General features: G+C 39.5%; 12 protein-coding genes. 3 read left to right on the plus strand and 9 right to left on the minus strand.

Annotation, left to right across the window (positions count from 1 at the left end):
- Nucleotides 1-2 precede the first annotated feature (2 nt).
- From thiH to B3297_RS18110, 3 genes are all read left to right on the plus strand, one after another.
- Entirely contained in the window at nt 3-1127 is a 1125-nt protein-coding gene (gene thiH, locus B3297_RS18100; RefSeq protein ID WP_286779222.1) for a 2-iminoacetate synthase ThiH, read from the plus strand.
- A 4-nt stretch (nt 1128-1131) separates the two neighbouring features.
- Entirely contained in the window at nt 1132-1839 is a 708-nt protein-coding gene (locus B3297_RS18105) for a HesA/MoeB/ThiF family protein (protein ID WP_070570525.1), read from the plus strand.
- Nucleotides 1840-1985: 146 nt separating this feature from the next.
- Nucleotides 1986-3227 carry a YaiO family outer membrane beta-barrel protein gene (locus tag B3297_RS18110; protein ID WP_083296141.1) on the plus strand — a complete coding sequence of 414 codons (1242 nt, stop codon included), beginning with the start codon at nt 1986-1988 and terminating at the stop codon, nt 3225-3227.
- On the opposite strand, the gene B3297_RS18115 is transcribed toward B3297_RS18110, so the two are convergent.
- From B3297_RS18115 to B3297_RS18155, 9 genes are all read right to left on the minus strand, one after another.
- Nucleotides 3224-6646 (minus strand): sulfatase-like hydrolase/transferase, encoded by a 3423-nt coding sequence (locus B3297_RS18115; protein WP_286779223.1) that lies wholly within the window; start codon nt 6644-6646, stop codon nt 3224-3226. The two genes, B3297_RS18110 and B3297_RS18115, sit on opposite strands and share 4 nt — an antisense overlap.
- The gene (locus tag B3297_RS18120; protein ID WP_115049269.1) at nt 6640-7707 is read right to left on the minus strand and encodes a hypothetical protein; all 1068 of its coding nucleotides are present in this window, start codon (nt 7705-7707) and stop codon (nt 6640-6642) included. Before B3297_RS18120 ends, B3297_RS18115 begins: the two co-directional genes overlap by 7 nt.
- Before the next feature lie 4 nt (nt 7708-7711).
- Complete coding sequence (locus B3297_RS18125; protein WP_070570518.1) at nt 7712-8068, minus strand: response regulator transcription factor; 357 nt, start codon at nt 8066-8068, stop codon at nt 7712-7714.
- A gap of 4 nt (nt 8069-8072) precedes the next feature.
- Nucleotides 8073-11993, minus strand: a complete 3921-nt coding sequence (locus B3297_RS18130; protein ID WP_070570516.1) for a response regulator — start codon at nt 11991-11993, stop codon at nt 8073-8075.
- Between the two features lie 321 nt (nt 11994-12314).
- On the minus strand, nt 12315-13469 hold the full coding sequence (locus B3297_RS18135) for a TIGR03364 family FAD-dependent oxidoreductase (RefSeq protein WP_286779224.1): 1155 nt from the start codon (nt 13467-13469) through the stop codon (nt 12315-12317).
- A 32-nt stretch (nt 13470-13501) separates the two neighbouring features.
- Nucleotides 13502-14842 (minus strand): DUF5690 family protein, encoded by a 1341-nt coding sequence (locus B3297_RS18140; protein ID WP_083296140.1) that lies wholly within the window; start codon nt 14840-14842, stop codon nt 13502-13504.
- A 185-nt stretch (nt 14843-15027) separates the two neighbouring features.
- Entirely contained in the window at nt 15028-15606 is a 579-nt protein-coding gene (locus B3297_RS18145) for a helix-turn-helix domain-containing protein (protein ID WP_070565659.1), read from the minus strand.
- A gap of 165 nt (nt 15607-15771) precedes the next feature.
- Nucleotides 15772-16596 carry a glycoside hydrolase family 16 protein gene (locus tag B3297_RS18150; RefSeq protein WP_070565327.1) on the minus strand — a complete coding sequence of 275 codons (825 nt, stop codon included), beginning with the start codon at nt 16594-16596 and terminating at the stop codon, nt 15772-15774.
- Between the two features lie 130 nt (nt 16597-16726).
- Nucleotides 16727-17212 (minus strand): nuclear transport factor 2 family protein, encoded by a 486-nt coding sequence (locus B3297_RS18155; protein ID WP_070565661.1) that lies wholly within the window; start codon nt 17210-17212, stop codon nt 16727-16729.
- Between the last annotated feature and the right edge of the window lie 301 nt (nt 17213-17513).

The raw sequence follows: 17513 nt of genomic DNA on the forward strand, positions 1-17513 counted from the left end.
CTATGACAGATTTCAAAATGATACGCGATGAATACTCCTGGGATGAGGTCCATGCACAGATTTATGACGCTACGGATCAGGATGTACAACATGCGTTAGAAAAAGACCATTTAACGCTCTCTGACTTTAGAGCGCTCATCTCACCGGCTGCAGCACCATATCTGGAGCAAATGGCACAAAAAACCCAACAAATCACGCAACGTCGTTTCGGTAAAACCATACAGCTCTATGCCCCGCTTTACCTGAGCAATGAGTGCCAAAACATCTGTACATATTGCGGTTTTAGCATGGACAATAAAATCAAACGCAAAACGCTGAGCAACACCGAACTATTACTGGAAGCAATGGCGCTTAAAGCCATGGGAATCAATCATATCTTACTGGTCAGCGGAGAAGCCAACAAAACTGTCGAGATCACTTATTTCCTAAATGCTATTCGGCTTTTAAAACCTCATTTTTCACAGATATCCATTGAAGTACAGCCATTGGAAGAATCCGAGTACCGATTACTGCAGGCAGCCGGAGTCTATGCAATATTGGTCTATCAGGAAACCTACCATCGCGAAGTTTACAAACAATATCATCCGAAAGGAAAAAAGTCCAATTTTGACTATCGTTTGGATACGCCTGACCGTATAGGCCGGGCGGGAATCCATAAAATCGGACTGGGCGTATTACTTGGGCTGGAGGACTGGCGGGTGGACAGCTTTTTCACCGCGGCACACATCGCCTATTTACAAAAACGATATTGGCAAACACGCTATTCGATTTCCTTTCCACGCCTGCGACCAGCCGCAGGTTCTGTTGAGCCAAATTTTCATTTGGCAGACCGCGATCTACTGCAGTTGATCTGTGCATACCGCCTGTGGAATGAAAATTTAGAAATCTCCATTTCCACCCGAGAGAACGAAACCTTCAGGGATCATATCATACCTATTGGCGTAACGACCATGAGTGCCGCTTCAAAGACCAATCCGGGAGGCTATGTTGTTGATCCGCAAGCTTTGGAACAATTTGAAGTAAGTGATGAAAGAGATATGGAAACAATAAAAAATCAAATCCGAAAGATGGGCTATTCTCCAGTGATGAAAGACTGGGAGAGCAATTATGCCGCTATAGTACGTTAAATACATGAAAAATAACATTTTTGATCGCTATAGCAGACAGATTTTTATTGAAGAGATCGGCGTTGCCGGACAACGGAAGATTATGGATGCCAAGGTATTGGTCGTCGGTGCAGGGGGACTCGGGAGCCCTGTCGTTCAATATTTAGCCGCAGCTGGTATAGGCAAACTTGGCCTGGTTGATTTTGACAGGGTTGAAATCCACAATCTAAATAGACAGATCATTCATTCCGAAGATAATATACACCAGGCAAAAACAGAAAGTGCCACAGCCTATATACGGCAACACAATAGTACAATTCATTTTGAGCCCTTTCAGGTAAAAATAGATGCAGACAACGCGCTAGCATTGCTCGCTCCCTATCATATCATTGTCGATTGCTGTGATAACTTTACAACACGCTACCTGCTTAATCATACGTGCCTACAACTCGATAAACCTTTGGTGTACGGTAGCATCTATGGTTTTGAAGGACAGCTGGCTGTCTTTAACTATCAGGGTAGTAAAAACCTATTGGATATCTTTCCAACGCCCCCCGATCCGGAACAGGTTCCAAATTGCGATAAAAATGGGGTGCTGGGTCCTTTACCTGGTATTATCGGCAGTATGATGGCCATGCAGGTGCTTAAAATAATAACCGGATTACCCGTAGACAGCAACCAGTTAACGGTTGTTGACACATTCCATTGGCGTTTTTCGAAACTCTCCTTCTAAGGATTATTTCGGAAGGCGTTCCGCAAAAAGAGATAGAACGCTTTAAAAGAGCTCAAAAATTTATTTTAAAACAAAAGCAGACAAACAAAATTTGCTAATTTTAGTTTATATATTAGCAAGCTTAAATGTCAACTTTACGATCTAGAATGAAAAAAGTAATTTATCCATTACTCTCCCTCTCTTTATTACCCTTATTTTCAATTGCGCAAGAGACGAAACTCACTGCTGATGATCTCTTTGTAAAAGCGCGAAAGGTAGCCTTTGATTCAAAAGATTATCCGCAAGCCATTCAATTATCCAAACAGGCGCTACTTCAAGCACCGGATTACTCGGATATCAGTATCTTTCTCGGACGGCTTTATACCTGGTCGGACAAAATTGATTCGGCAAGAACCATCTTCACAGAACTGGACAAAAAGAATACAAGTGATGAAGATTTCTTTTTAGCATATGCCTCATTGGAATATTGGAATGATCAGACTGACAAAGCTATTGCAATTACAGACAAAGGGCTTAGCCTACATCCGCAGTCGCAGGATCTACTTCTGTTAAAAGGTAAAATTAGTTATGGCAACGATCATTATGAAGCTGCCGAAAAGGCAATTCATAGTTTATTGGCAATTAATCCTAAAAACACAGAAGCTCGAGCACTGGCAAAAAGTATTGAAGAATATACGGCTAAAAACGCAATCGGTCTGACCTACAACTTCGTCTATTTTGACAAACAGTTTGATCATAATTGGCACATTGTCGGCTTAAGTTATAAGCGGGCAACCCCCATAGGATCAGTTATTTTCAGGACCAACTATGCAAATAAATTTGCAGAAAATGGCGTACAATTCGAGATGGAGGCTTATCCTCGTCTTTCAAAGATATTTTACCTCTACGTGGGTGCTGGATACTCCAATAATGTGGGGATTTTTGCGAAATATAGAACTGGCGTGTCTCTCTATGCCAATCTTCCGAACAGCTTTGAGGGAGAGATCGGATATCGTCAGCTTTATTTTAGTGACAACATCTGGATGTACACGGCTTCAGTCGGAAAATATTACCAAAACTTTTGGTTCAATCTGAGGACTTATCTTACACCGGGCGAAAAGAATATTTCCCAATCCTATACCGGAACAGTCCGCTATTATACAAAAGGAGCAAACGATTACTTCGGATTTAGTGCCGGAACGGGTCTGAGCCCCGAAGAAAACCGAAATAATCTATTGGACAACGCTTCCTATAAATTAAAGACATTCAAAGTAGGTGCCGAGTATAACTTCTCGGTGAAACAAAGTAACCTATTTTCAATTTCGGGCACCTATTATAACCAAGAATTCAGGCCAAAAGAGAAAGGAAATCAATTGGACATCATCCTTGGTTATATTCGAAAATTCTAGTTCTTCTTTGTTCTATTAAAGTAATTTGTATACACACTGTCTGGAAGAAGTCGCTTCTGGGTATAAAAGAGTTTGTTCTTGCGCTTAAATAATTCAAAGCGCTTGGACAATTCTTCTTTCGCATTATCCGCGGTGGCATCTTCATTGAGTATTCCATCCAGTTTATACAGTTGTCCATCGGAAAGATGGTAACTGCCTTTTACAAAATCAATCAATTGATTTTTACTCTGCATCATGGCAATGCCATCTCCCTGAGCTGAAGTGCCCTTGTCAAGGCCCTGACCGATCCAGGTAACTTGTGTAGGAGTTTTCATACCAAAATTCTCGCGATAGTAGGCCAATATGGAAGGCGCGACATCAAAATGGCTAACAAAATTATGAAAAGTCTTTGGCCCTTTCAAAAGTGGTGAATAAATCAACAGTGGAACATGATAACGATCGATTTTGCTTTGCAAGGGTATCTCAGGCATCGCGTGGTCCCCAGTTATGACAAAAATAGTATTTGCAAAATCTGGTCTCTTTTTATATTCATTAAAGAACTGCTCCATCGCATCATCTAGATTCAGCACCGAAACAAGCTGGGTACGGTTTTCCAAAGCCCACTTTTTTTGTTCGGGTGTAAGGTTCAATGTTGCGATACGTTGATCAAATAGTTGCTCATAATGAGCCGCATTATTAATCAAAAACGGATTATGGGTTGATAGTGTCAAAAGAACATGGAAATAAGGGTGTTCCTGTACCTTCTGTACTTCAAGAAGTTTGCTAAAGACAGCTTGATCTTCATATCCCCAGCTCTCCCCACCCTTTTCGGGTAATTTTTTATAAGGAGGTCCGAATGCGGCTTGGTCCATGAGCATATCTATTTTATTATAATCCATGAACTTTTTCATGAAATCAAAATTAGAATGACCGCCATAGAAAAACCCAGTATTGAATCCATTACTCTTCAGAATATTAAATAGATTAAAGTTGTCAGGCAAGGTGTCTTGTTCCATGAATCCATGTGTTGCAAAAGGCAACGAACCTGTTATGGTCGGCAAAACGGAAAATGTCCGACCCGAGGAACTCATATTATTATCCCAATACAAAGACTGTTGCTTCAATGTACCTATAAAAGGCGTAAAGTTGCCAATATAGCCATTTTCAGCACTATAGGCATGTCCTAAACCCTCGATAACAAGAATGACCAAATTGGGTACTTTCGCCGTTTTCTGCATGTATGCCCCTAGGAAATCTTTAGTATCCTCTTTTTTCAAAAAGGGAAATTTAGTATCTACCACTTTTGCATCATCGTCGTCTTTATTGAACATAGCGAGCATCCCAGGGTGCTCATCCACGTAATTAGTGAAATTGGAATCGAAAAAATAACGCCACTTACTCCGGCTTGCATTGGCGACGAATTCATCTTTTTCGGAGCTCCCCCCCAAAAGCGAAGCCGAGGAGACAAAAAACGATATGATCCCCAAAGATAACAGTGCAATACTCGCATAAGCCTTTTTGAATGTCTGTTTATTGGCTACCCAAAGGGGAACCCAAGAAATTACGATCAATAATAAAAGTAAAGCAATATTGGTAAAACTCAACATACCACTGGCCTCCAAAATTTGCTTCATCTCTTCCGAACTATAATAGAACATATCAGCCCCAAGCAAATTTCTCGATTCGCCAAAATACAAAAACAAGATGAATTGCATAACGACAATAAACGAGAACGATATGACCATAAGAAGTCTTGCCCAAAAACTGCTGATGAACTGAAGCAATAAATAGCCGATTCCCAAACAGGCCAAGGATTGAAAGATAAACAAGATGTTATCCAAAAACAGGTATTTCCCGGCATGTGACTCCGAAAGCTGAGAAAATCGACGACCGTACCACCACCACTCGACACCAACAGATAACATATACAAGGCAAAGACAACCAACATAACAGGTCCTAAGCTCTGTAACGACAGAGTTAATCGCTGACCAAGGTATTTCCAAACCGACTCATTGGCATCTTTTTGTTGAAAGCCTTGCCGTGTCATTTCTCCCCAGCCATGCTGCTTACGAAAGTAATCAACAACCCCCTGTACCCCAGCTTTAACAACAATGGGATGAAAGTATAAAGGTTCTAGTATCGCGGTAGTTATCAGGGTGGAAAGATCTCGTTTCTTCGAATAGACCTGATGGCTAACAAGATCAACCAAGATGGCATAGATCGAATACAAAATTCCGGAAGCAATCACCAGTGCAAATAGTGCAACGAAAAATGGCCAATTGATTATTCCTAGAATAAAAAAGATTAGAAAAACAATATAGCCCGTAAATTCGACAATGGGTCCCAAGAATTCAAAGAAAAACCAATAAGGCATACTGAGCATACCAAAACGGCCATATTTGGGGTTGAACATAAGTTTACGATGTTTCCATAAGGTTTCCATCGTGCCCCGCATCCAACGATTGCGCTGCTTACGCAATACTTCTTTTGACTCGGGTACTTCCGTCCAGCACAATGGATCAGGAATGTTGACCACCTCGTAGGCTTGCTTTTGCTCCTCCATATAGCGGCGCATACGAACAACGAGTTCCATGTCTTCTCCCACCGTATTTCGGTCATAGCCCCCGCACGCTAATACAATCTCCCGGTTAAAAGCGCCAAATGCCCCGGAAATAAGAATTAATCCAGAAGCCCTGGACCAAGCCATACGGCCTAAAATAAAAGCGCGGATATACTCCAAAGCCTGCGTACGTCCCAACCATGATTTTGGTAGATTAACGTCGACCACCGAACCGTTCACGACATTACAGTTATTAGCCAAACGTATAACGCCGCCACAGGCTATAACCCGTTTGTCGGTCTGCTCCAAAAATGGCTTTGCTAATTTTAGAATAGCATCCTGTTCCAAAATGCAGTCCACATCAATACAGACGATATAATCTCCCGAAGAAATATTAACGCCGACATTGAGCGCATCAGCCTTACCGCCGTTTTCCTTGTCAACAACAATCAGCTTCTTAAAAGCTGGATTTTTGCTCTTATAGATCCCCCTTATATCCTTGGTCTCAATAGTTCCCTGAACAAAAAAGGACGTTGGTTCAAGTTCATAAGAAGCTATCAATTTCAAAATTGAGTCGTCTTTACTACCATCATTAACGATAATAATTTCCAGATTATGATAATACAGCGACAATAATGAACGTACGTTTTCAACGATGGTCATCCCTTCGTTGTATGCTGGCGCAATCAGACTGAATGTTGGCGCGTTGGGGTTGGTGGCAATAATACTATAATCCGTAAATGTATTATTGTGTTTGTAACGAAACACCGCTCCATAAGCGTATAGCCCTATCCAAGTATAGATAATGAATACTGCTGCCGAATAAAGCAAAAATAACCAAACTATAATTTCGTATACGATATGGGAAAACTCTAACATTTTTTCTCTTGCAAAGCGTGTTTAATAATTTGTGTAAGTTCGTCGTATGTATCTTCACGTTGTGAAATCTCGCGCAAATACTGTTCTTCGCCCAGTACAACGAGTACTTCTGCTGCAGAAATTTTAATTGACACTTGGTTATGATTCCACAGTTGATCCTTTAGAAAATACTCACTTTCTCTACTTTTGGCAATCTTCATTGCTTTAAGGATTTCGATCTGAACTTCTATTGGTTGCAGATCAAAATTTTGCATAAATTGCTGAATTGTCCCACTGTTCTCAATAGCCTGCAACGTTCGTATGGCTTGTACACGAACCTTCGTAGATGGATGATCCAATAGGCTAAAAACTTCGGTATAAAAAGTCATCAATCTAAATTTTCGGATCAAACGCAATGTAAATACGACGACAGAATCATTTGAACTCTTAAGCCAGGTATCCACATGTAACTCCGAAAGCTCGGGTATTTCATGAATAGAAAACAATAAACGCAATTGTTGCCAGTCAGATAAGGGACGATCGAAATGGTCCAAAAAACCAAGTCCCTCATATCCCTTAAAACTTACGATCGCATATTGTGCTTCTTGATATACCGCAGTACGGGGATCATTAAGCTTGGCTGTTATCTCAGGGATTGCCGGTTCAACATTCATCGCGGCAAGCTCTTGAACCCCACCCGCAACCAGATAAGCTTTTCTATGCCGAAGCTTTCGCCAAGCCTCATCCTCCAATTTAAAATCATGAAACAACCTATTGATCGATTGTTTCGCTCCACCAGAAAATTTTCGATCCGAGTCGACTAATACATCCAAAAAAAGAGCCCGAAAAGAAGGTTCCTTCAGGTATTTCGCAAACTCCAGGTCTCGATCGCCATTCTCATCGCCACCTACTATAGTTTCCATAATTTTGTACTCGATGATCTGTCGCCAAGATTGCCTATTATGAAGGATTCTATAGCTATAAAAGCTGTATCCCAGCACTGTGATAATCAATAATAGTACTAAAATCAATACGATAACAATCGCCAGAATAAGCTCATGTAGCTCGATATGGTGGTGCATAATTTTATTTATTTATCAGGCGTTTTATCCTAAGAATCAGTTCGTTTGGACTAAATGGCTTAACCATAAAATCAGATGCGCCTAAATCAAATGCATCCACCACGACCTCCTCTTGGCCCATACTCGATAATACAATAACCGGGATTTTCTTTCCGATACTCTTTATTGCCGAAAGAATTTCAATACCAGAAGCAAAGGGCATCATAATATCCGTTACAACTAAATCCAAATTCAGTTCATTAATTTTCTCGATGGCTTCACGGCCATTTCTGGTCAGCACCACTTCGTGTCCTTCTTTCACTAATTTGTGTTCAACAGTACGTAGTATCAATTCGTCGTCTTCCGCTATTAAAATCAACATATCATTATTTATTTAAGATTTTTGCAATTAATTCCAATCCGATATCCATTTCTTGTTCGATGGCCACAAAAGCGATCGCAAGGTCTGTTTCAATCGTTGGGCTGATCTCCAGGTCCTTGGTCATTTGAGCCAATTTAATAAGTCCGGCTGTCGATGAAGTTCCCCGCAACTTATGAAGGAGTTCTTTGATGCGTACAATATCGTTTGTATCAATGGCCTCCTTTAACTGCTTTCTAGACCCCTTTATTTCCCGGACGACCAAATCCAGAAAAAAGGTTAAAAATGCGGGATCATCGCCAGCCTGTTCTTCCAGCCGTCGCATATCCAGATGCTCGTCCAAATCTTCCAGATCCGAGGCTTCGGCAGCACTGGGTTTAACCGATAACATGGCTTTTTCCAAGGCCTTGAATAAATCCTGTTGACGAATAGGTTTAGCTAGAAAGTCTGACATTCCCGCTTCCAGACAGCGTTCCTTTTCGCCTGAAATATTACCGGCAGTAACACCGATAATAGGTGTCTCAGCATAGGATGACATTTGCCGGATCTGTTTGGTTGCTTCAATACCATCGACCTCGGGCATCTGAACATCCATCAAAATAAAATCAAATTGTTTCTCTTTGCAAGCACGAATGGCTTGGGCTCCGTCAGAAACTTCGGTTAACTGGGCGCCAGGCATGATGCTAGCCATCATGCGTAAATTAAGCGCCATATTAACGGCATTGTCGTCTGCCAGGAGCACCTGAACGTCTTGACCGTACGAATCTGATGATAACGATAAGTTTGCATTCGCCTTTACTTGCACAGCATCTTCCCTATTTTGTTGTATCGCCCTTCTTAAAGTCGAATACAGTTCTTCAGATTTAATCGGCTTAAGTAGACAGAATGACCGCTCCTCCTGTCTAAATGCAGAAATCACCTCATGCTCTTCCGAGGAAGTATGTAATACAATCAATGGAATGCCTTCTTCTTGTTTTCTAAAGAGTTCCTTAATCTTTTCTATCGTTTCCAGACCCGATAAGATAGGCATATGATAGTCCATTAAAATCACATCGAATCGTTCACCTTTCATCAGCAACTGTAAGGCTTCCATACCGTTTTCTGCGAGGACAGACTCAACGTTTTTATAGGCCAACATATGTTGAAGGATAATCCGATTATTAGCATTGTCATCGACAACGAGGACACGATTTAACGGTAAGTCTGTATCTTCCTCCTCCATTTCTTCGCATCGGACCTCGATATCAAAATAGAACGTCGATCCGACGCCCAGTTCGCTTTCCAGATTCAATTTACTACCCATGTATTTCAGGAGGTTATTGGAGATTGTCAAGCCTAGTCCCGTGCCGCCGTATCGTTTACTGACGGAGCTATCTTCTTGTGTAAAGGCATCAAAGATGCGTTGTTGTTTCTCTGGTGGAATTCCTATCCCCGTATCTCTAACCGAAAAACGTAAGGTCAATTTATCCTCATCGTTGCGAAGTTTACTGATCTTAAATTCAATCTCACCTTTTTCCGTAAACTTAACGGCGTTACCTAATAGATTCACCAATACTTGCTTAATACGTGCCTCATCAATCCAAACAAAAGCCGGCAGCCCCTGTTCAATGTTCAAAAGCAGTTCGACTTCTTTGCGTTGTGCTTGATAGAGAACAACATTAATAACCTGATTCGCTACATCATATACATTATACTTATCGACAAATAATTCAAGCTTACCGGATTCGATTTTTGAAAAGTCTAAAATATCATTAATAATATTGAGTAAGCTATTTCCAGATTCATTGATATAGCCTAAGTATTGTAACTGTGTGTCATTTAATGGTGTTTTTAATAACAAATCGGAGAATCCAATCACACCGTTCAATGGCGTTCGAATTTCGTGACTCATATTGGCGAGGAATTCGGACTTTGCCTTACTCGCCAGATCGGCCAACTCTTTCGCTAATTTTAATTCATCATTTATTTTAACCGATTCAGTGATATTTTGTGTAAAAATAATGATCCCACCTATACTTCCATCAGCGAGATGCCACGGTCTTACTTCCCAATTGAAATGTTGTGCTTCGGCAAGTCCACCAGCCTGTATGACTTCATCCGTATTCTTATACGGTATTCCCTCCAGCGCATCAAGGTAGATTTTTTTTCTATTTTCCGGTATATTTGGAAACAATTGAAAAAAGTTACTATTTGGCGGCAAACTTACTCCTTCGTGAAAATCTTCCAACCATTGATTACTCACCGAAATATAGTTAAAGTCTCGGTCAAACATAGCAACCGAAGCAGGAACATAATCCACAAAAGCCCGTAACATAGATTCTTTGCGTTCCAGTTCCAAGAATAGCGATTTACTTTTATCAATATCCTGAATAATTCCAAAAACACGTTTACACACATCATTTTCAAATTCGGGAATACCTTTTACCCGCACCCAAATTGATTCACCATCTTGTTTTAATAGACGCAATTCGGTATCATAGGGTGTTCTTGTTTTAACGGCGTTTTCAAAAATTCCATGCAAAATAACCTGGCTTTCCGGCTCATAAAATCCGATTGCATGTTCAAAATCAGGTGTAAAATCAGGATCCACACCATGAATTAACTTCGTGGAGTCGGACCAATAGACCTTGTTTTCAGCTAAATTGACCTCCCATCCGCCTACCTGAGCGACAGCATTGGTCTGCTCCAGGATTTGTTTGGTATGCAAAAGATCATTTTCAAGGCGCAGTCGATCCGTCATATTCAAGGCCGTACTGACAACATAAGATCGTCCATTTTCATCCGTTTCCAACATATTATGGTATAGCCAAGAAATGTCTTCACCATCTTTTGTTTGAAGAACCATCATTCCCGAGTCCTCTTTGTTGCTTGCAATACGTTTGAGATAGTCTTCAACAAGACCGACATGATGAGACGGCACCAATTTCTTGAGGTTAAGTCCTTTTACCTCTTCTTTGGCATACCGCAATATCTCCCGTCCTTTTTCATTAACGGATAGAATATTACCGTCCAAGTCATGCATGCTCATCAGACCGATCGCATTTTCAAAAAAGCTACGGAATCTACGTTCAGAATTCTCCAACTTGAGTTTTTCTTCGCGCTCTTTTGTTACGTTTCTGCCAAAAGCCAGAATATCATGATTTATTGGATCATATTTGAAATGCCATTCAATTTCAACAACTTGGCCATTCTCTATTTTAGTCCTACTCGTTGATTGAACGCCGTATTTGGTTTCCTCAACCCGACCTAAGTCCGACACTAATTCCCTTTCAGTATCTCCCAATAAGGTAAAAATAGATTTGCCTAAACTATTCGACCTGGACAATCCCAGGACTTTACTAAATGCGGGGTTAACTTCTTTTACCTTGCGCGCCTCATCCAATACACAAATAATATTGTTCGTCAAGTGAAAAATTTCGGAGAAATAACCAGCCTGTACTTTTCGTTTTTTTCCCAATAATATTTTGGTCACCGCTTTGCCTAGCTCCTCCAACGAGTCTTTTTGCTTATCCGAAAGCTTTTTCGGATGGAAATCAATGACACAGATTGTTCCAAGAGCATCACCATCATCATCCAAAAGAGGAACCCCAGCATAAAAACGGATATTTCCTTCGCGAATCAATGGATTGGAAGATGAGCGTGGATCTTCAAAAGTATCTTCAATAACAAGGACCTCCTTGCTCATTATCGTGTATTGACAGACTGTATTCTTCCTTTCAACGGTATCCAGCTCCATCCCAACGCAACTTTGAATCCGTTGTGTTTCTTGCTCCATCATAGCAATTAAAGCTGCAGGGCAATCTGTAATCAGACAGGCTGCCTGCGCAAAAACGTCCAGCTCAGGGTCTTTCCCGAGTCCCATTAACTCATAGGACTTTAATTTTTCTATCCTTCTTAACTCATTTTCAGGAAAAACATTATTTGCCATTCACTTCTACTATTTAGATCTGGTTTATTGTGACCGTGAAGTTAATAAAAACATTGTTTAACGCCTAAACAATAAGGAAATATTGATCAGTAATGTTTTATAAAGAACAAACAACTGGTCAATTAGTTGGTGCAATACAAAGATTTACGATACATCTTCTTTATAATTTAGTTATTTACTAATTGAATTTTATAAAGTTTGACCTTATTAATAAAGGCGATCTGTACCTCTAGGGAATCTGTACAAACTATTCAAAAAATAGCGTAAAAACCAAAGAGCCCCCGCTAGATTTGATAGCGGGGGCTCTGCGATAGGTATAAGTTAAAAAAGTTTTTCAATACTCTGTTCGGCATAGCCGGCACTTGCTGTCATTCCCTTCCCTCCGATACCGGTTCTAACATGTATCTTTGAGCTAACGTCGATTTCAAGAATATGATCTTTGTGCTGCGAATAATAACCTGCCCAAGAGGATGAAATCGAGGCACGCTCCATCGGCATGATACGGTTGGCTTCTGTAATCATCAATTCATTGATATAGGAATTCACAGCGAAGCCCAATTCATCAAGTCTGTTGCCCACTGCATATTCGTGCGAATCACCGATAATAATACTACCATCCGTGGCCTGTTTAAAAAGTATATGAATTCCATAATTGCGTAGCTCCTGATAGTGATCAGGCAATGGAATTGTTTGAAAAGATGGGCAGTATTCTTCAAAACTCTCGTATCGACGAATGGTCAGTCCTGTTAAAATATTCCCTGGCAAATGGATATGGGCCAAAGGTTTCGTTCGCATCATTTGCAACTTGCTAATTTCAAGTCCACTATTGTCAAATAAGGAACGATATAAAATTTTAAACTCGTATCCATTGCAAATAAGCAATTTCTTCCCTTCAAAGTTTTGCAACGTACTGCTTGTGACAACAACAGCATCATTTTTATCCTCACAGGCCACAATTGTCGTATCGTATTTCAACGTATAGTCCACAAACTTATTTTGCATATAAATATGCAGCTGTCTAATCATTGACTCGGGTTCTACACTGAGTTCCTGCGGAAAAAAGATGGCCTCTTTAACATAACTAGCATTCATCACAGGATATTTCAATAAAACCTGTTCCTTCGACCAAAGTTCATGTTCATATCCTTTCGCTTGATAATGCTTAGATAACTCATGAAGTACCTGAACTTCATCATTATCTGAAGCAATATAGATACTACCATTTTTTCTAACGGATATATCCATCTCCCGCTGAATAGATTGATATATTTCAACTCCACGTACACCATAATCAAACCATTCACCGGCCATCCCCGATGGCACTACTTGTCCAAAATTACGAACGGTAGATCCCACGGGAAAATTATCCTTTTCGAGTTGGAGCACACGTAACCCCTTTTGTAACGCATGATAGGCATGAAAGGTCCCTAAAATCCCGCCCCCAACAATAATTAAATCATATGTATTTGTTTTCATCTTTATAAATAGAATATCATAAAAAAGTATAGTTAACTAATTTGTACTTCTCCTTTTGTCGCATGCCAAGGAGCCAACAACTCATCGTCGCTTTCTTTCATCTGTTCTTTTTTTCGAATAAAATAAAGTAGGGAGAAGATGCCCAAAATCGCTCCGATAATAGACGCCGAAAAAACCAATTGAATAAAGTAATTTCCCCAGGTAACAGAATTTGGCATAAACTCTTTGTTCACCAATATCAGAAAACTACCCAAATAGCCGATTGAATCAGCCATATACATCACAAAACCAATATTACTTTTCATACGATATGTAGCGATCATTCTTTCAAAAAATATAGCGTTATAAGGAATGTATGCCATATATAACCCCAAACCGACAAGCAACATCCAACTTAAACCATCAATCCATTGCCTCGTAAACAAATAGGTAGAAATACCTGCAGTAAGGAACCCCATAATGATCATATAGTGAATCAACTTAAACGCTTTAAGATTGTTTTTAACCATGATAAGACAACTCACCAACAGCAATACAATTAATGAAATAGTCCCATCAACTTTTGCAAAAATACCCGCTCCTTTTACATGTAACATCTGCCAGATTTCTACCTCAAAGTTATCCCGCACGTCACGTAAAATAGTAAGCATCGTGTACACGATAATAGTCAATACAATCCCGGGATTAAAGGTTTTAAAAAAGTGTTTTCGCATTTGACTGTTCATTGCAACGCGTTCTGTCCGTAGCTTCTTATCCTCCGTTGTAGGTTCTGGGGCATTTTCAAGTATCCATACGCACAAAATAAAGGGTAGAAAAAAAAGTAAACCCGTCAAAAATGGCATCCAAAATTCATTAATATGAAAAGAAGACATCAACCACCGTCCAACAGTTTTTATCAGTCCAGAAGCAAAAATCAGACTCACGGACATTACTGCCCCCATAATCTCTGTAAAACGCCTTCCTTCTAAATAACTAAATACCAATCCCCAAACCATTCCCAATGGAAAACCATTGATAAAAAGAAAGACAACATTCCAAGGCCTTGGACAAAGTGCAAATGCCAAAAGCCCTATCCATGAAATACAAATCAATGCGATTAAATACCGTCCTCTATTACGTTGTTTACTTTCAGAAATAAATTTAATGCCATAGAACTTTGACAACAAATAGCCCAGCATTTGAATGACCACCATACAGACTTTATAATCGACACCAAAAATAGTATCATTTGCAAAGGCAGATGCCGTAAATGACTTTCTAAATGAATACATACTCGTATAACATAAAAATGCTGTAACAGCCAGAACAATAGCCACATATTTCTCATCCAGTCTATTTATGCGTCGTTTTATTCGTTGGTTTAACTCCATCATCTAAACTTGTTAACAGACCTCATCGTCCGCAATCAAAAGTAAATTTTGGAAATTAACACAAGACTAAACTTTTTGTTAAGTATTTATAAACAAATATAATTATCCATTTGTAATACGAAAAGTATAGAATAAAAAAAGCATCATTGAATGATTCAATGATGCTCTAATACTTAACGTGTTATTATCTATTTCTTATTTTCAAAAAAGTATACAATTAGCATGACGGCCTTTCCATTTCCAACATTGCGCGGTGTATGTGATAGTCGTCCATTAAAGAAAATCGAATCGCCCTCCGCTAAGCTAATTTTTTGATCATTGAAGATATACTCCACCTGTCCGCTAATGATATATTTATATTCATAGGCTTCGGTCTCCACCATGGGGCGTTCTGCATCTGGAAGCAACTCCAAAAGAACAATATCCATGGTCGAACTATCCATCGCAGTTGTAAAAATCCGTTTATAATGAAAACCTATCGCCGACTCTTTTTCAAACGGACTATACGTATCTTTTTTCCGAACGACCACAGGGCCTGAATCCAATTCAGAATTAAAATCTTTAAAAAACTCGTTAAGATCAATATTCAGTGCATTGATGATATTAATCAATACGAGTAAGGAGGGTATTGTTCTGTTATTTTCAATCTGCGAAATAAGCCCCTTGCTTACACCCGCTCTATCGGCAACTTCCTGTATGGTAATTCCTTTTTCTTTTCGAATTTCCTTAATTTTATTGCTAATCTTGAATATCGTATTATCTTCCATAACTTGGCCAAAAGTAAACATTTTTATGAGGTCGTGTATATTAAGTTTTTATCACTTAATCATAGGTCACCTATAAAATTATGATATTTTACTGTTCTCAGAAAACTAAGGTTCAATAACAGTAGATTTTTTTTCATCATTCATTTTGCTCAGCATTGGTGAGTACTATTGGTAAACTTTAACCCAGTCAACACGCATCTCAACGGGTAGCTTGTCTTGATTCACTTCACCAACCCAGCTTCCGCCCAACTGTTGGTCAATCAAAAGATAAAAGGGTTGATCATAAGGCCACTGAGAGGGATCTACACCATCAACTCTTGGGTAAGTAAAGGTGTCAACACCATTTAACTGAAATACGATACGGTCGGGATACCAGCTTATACCATATATATTATACGCGTCAGTGTTGACCGAAGCGGTGCCAAAATGTTTCGGATTCTCCTTTTGCCCCAGATCCAACGTATAATAGGAATGCGTGGTCTGGTATATGATATTGTCAAAATTAAGATGCTCCATAATATCGATTTCACCATTTCTAGGATATTTCCCATACTTGTCCAACTCTGCCAGCATCCACATGGCAGGCCATGCTCCTTTTGCACTTCCTAGCTTGGCTCTGATTTCTATGCGTCCGTACTGAAAAGCAAACTTCCCCTTGCTCCATATCCCGCCTGTCAAAAATGGTCTTGAATCGCTATTTTTGTCTGTATTTTTTATTCCTTTGAGAATTAACTCACCATTTTCCCATCCAAAACAGGCGTCATCCATGCTCATATGCCGATTCCAATCGGCTTCCCCTGCTGGAATCCGGGACCATTTACTACTATCTAGCTTTGGGGAATTGAAGTTTTCTTCCCATACCAGCTTCCATTCTTTAAGCTCACGATCCTTCTTTTGCATATACACATAAGGATATTCTTTTGGACTATAATGAACACTACATGCAGAAAACAGTAAGAAAAAACAACTTAGGCTTAGGACTCTCTTCATAATTAAAATAGTGGTTTCGCAAAAAATGATTTAGGCCTAAATTTAGACATAAATTACCATAACCGACAACTCCGCTAAAAATTAATAGAAACAAAGATTCAAACGCAAAAAATGAGATTGCGCAAAGTCCTTAAAACATAGGGTGAGCATTTGCCGCGTTCTTAGGTACATCTTGCTGCGCGTCCCAATGCTCTACGATTTTACCTTCTTCCAATCTGAAGATATCGATTGTCGATTTAAGGCTACCATCTGGATTCTTATTTTTTAGGTGTATGAAGACCAAGTCGCCGTCCGAAGCAATATGCTGTACATCAATCTTTGTCTTAGGCTGCCCTTCAAACCACTTTGTCGCAGCGAGCTTAAACGCTGCTGCCCCATCCGCAACAGCGGGATTATGTTGGATATACTGAGGAGAAATGTACTTGTCAACTGCAGAAATATCCTTATCACCAAACATTTGCTGATAAAAATCTAAAACGATTCTTTTATTCTCTTTGTTTTCGTCAAGTTGTTTTTGCGCAGCTTCTTTGGATTCATCTGTCGAAGGTTGCTGACAACCCAGCGTTAGCAATAAAACAGAGAAAGTCATAACCTTAACCATTATTCTATTTTTCATCTTTAAATCCATTTTAATTGAAGTCATCGATTCACACCTCACCTTAGCACACTCCAATTTACCTAATTTATACAATATAAACAGCTTTTATCTGAGGTCTTTTACTTTATAAATATTGGCATGATAATTGGATTTATTCCTATAGTATAATATTCAGAAATATACATTTCATAAATTTAGGTTAATAATTGGTTAGGTTAAACACCTGAAGTCCCCAACTTCAGGTGTTTTTTATATATTTTCGAAAATCAGTATTGCTATAAAAACAAAAATGACAATTATCGCTTTTATTAATCTAGTT

This window comes from Sphingobacterium sp. UBA3519 (assembly GCF_002377215.1).
Lineage (GTDB): Bacteria > Bacteroidota > Bacteroidia > Sphingobacteriales > Sphingobacteriaceae > Sphingobacterium > Sphingobacterium multivorum.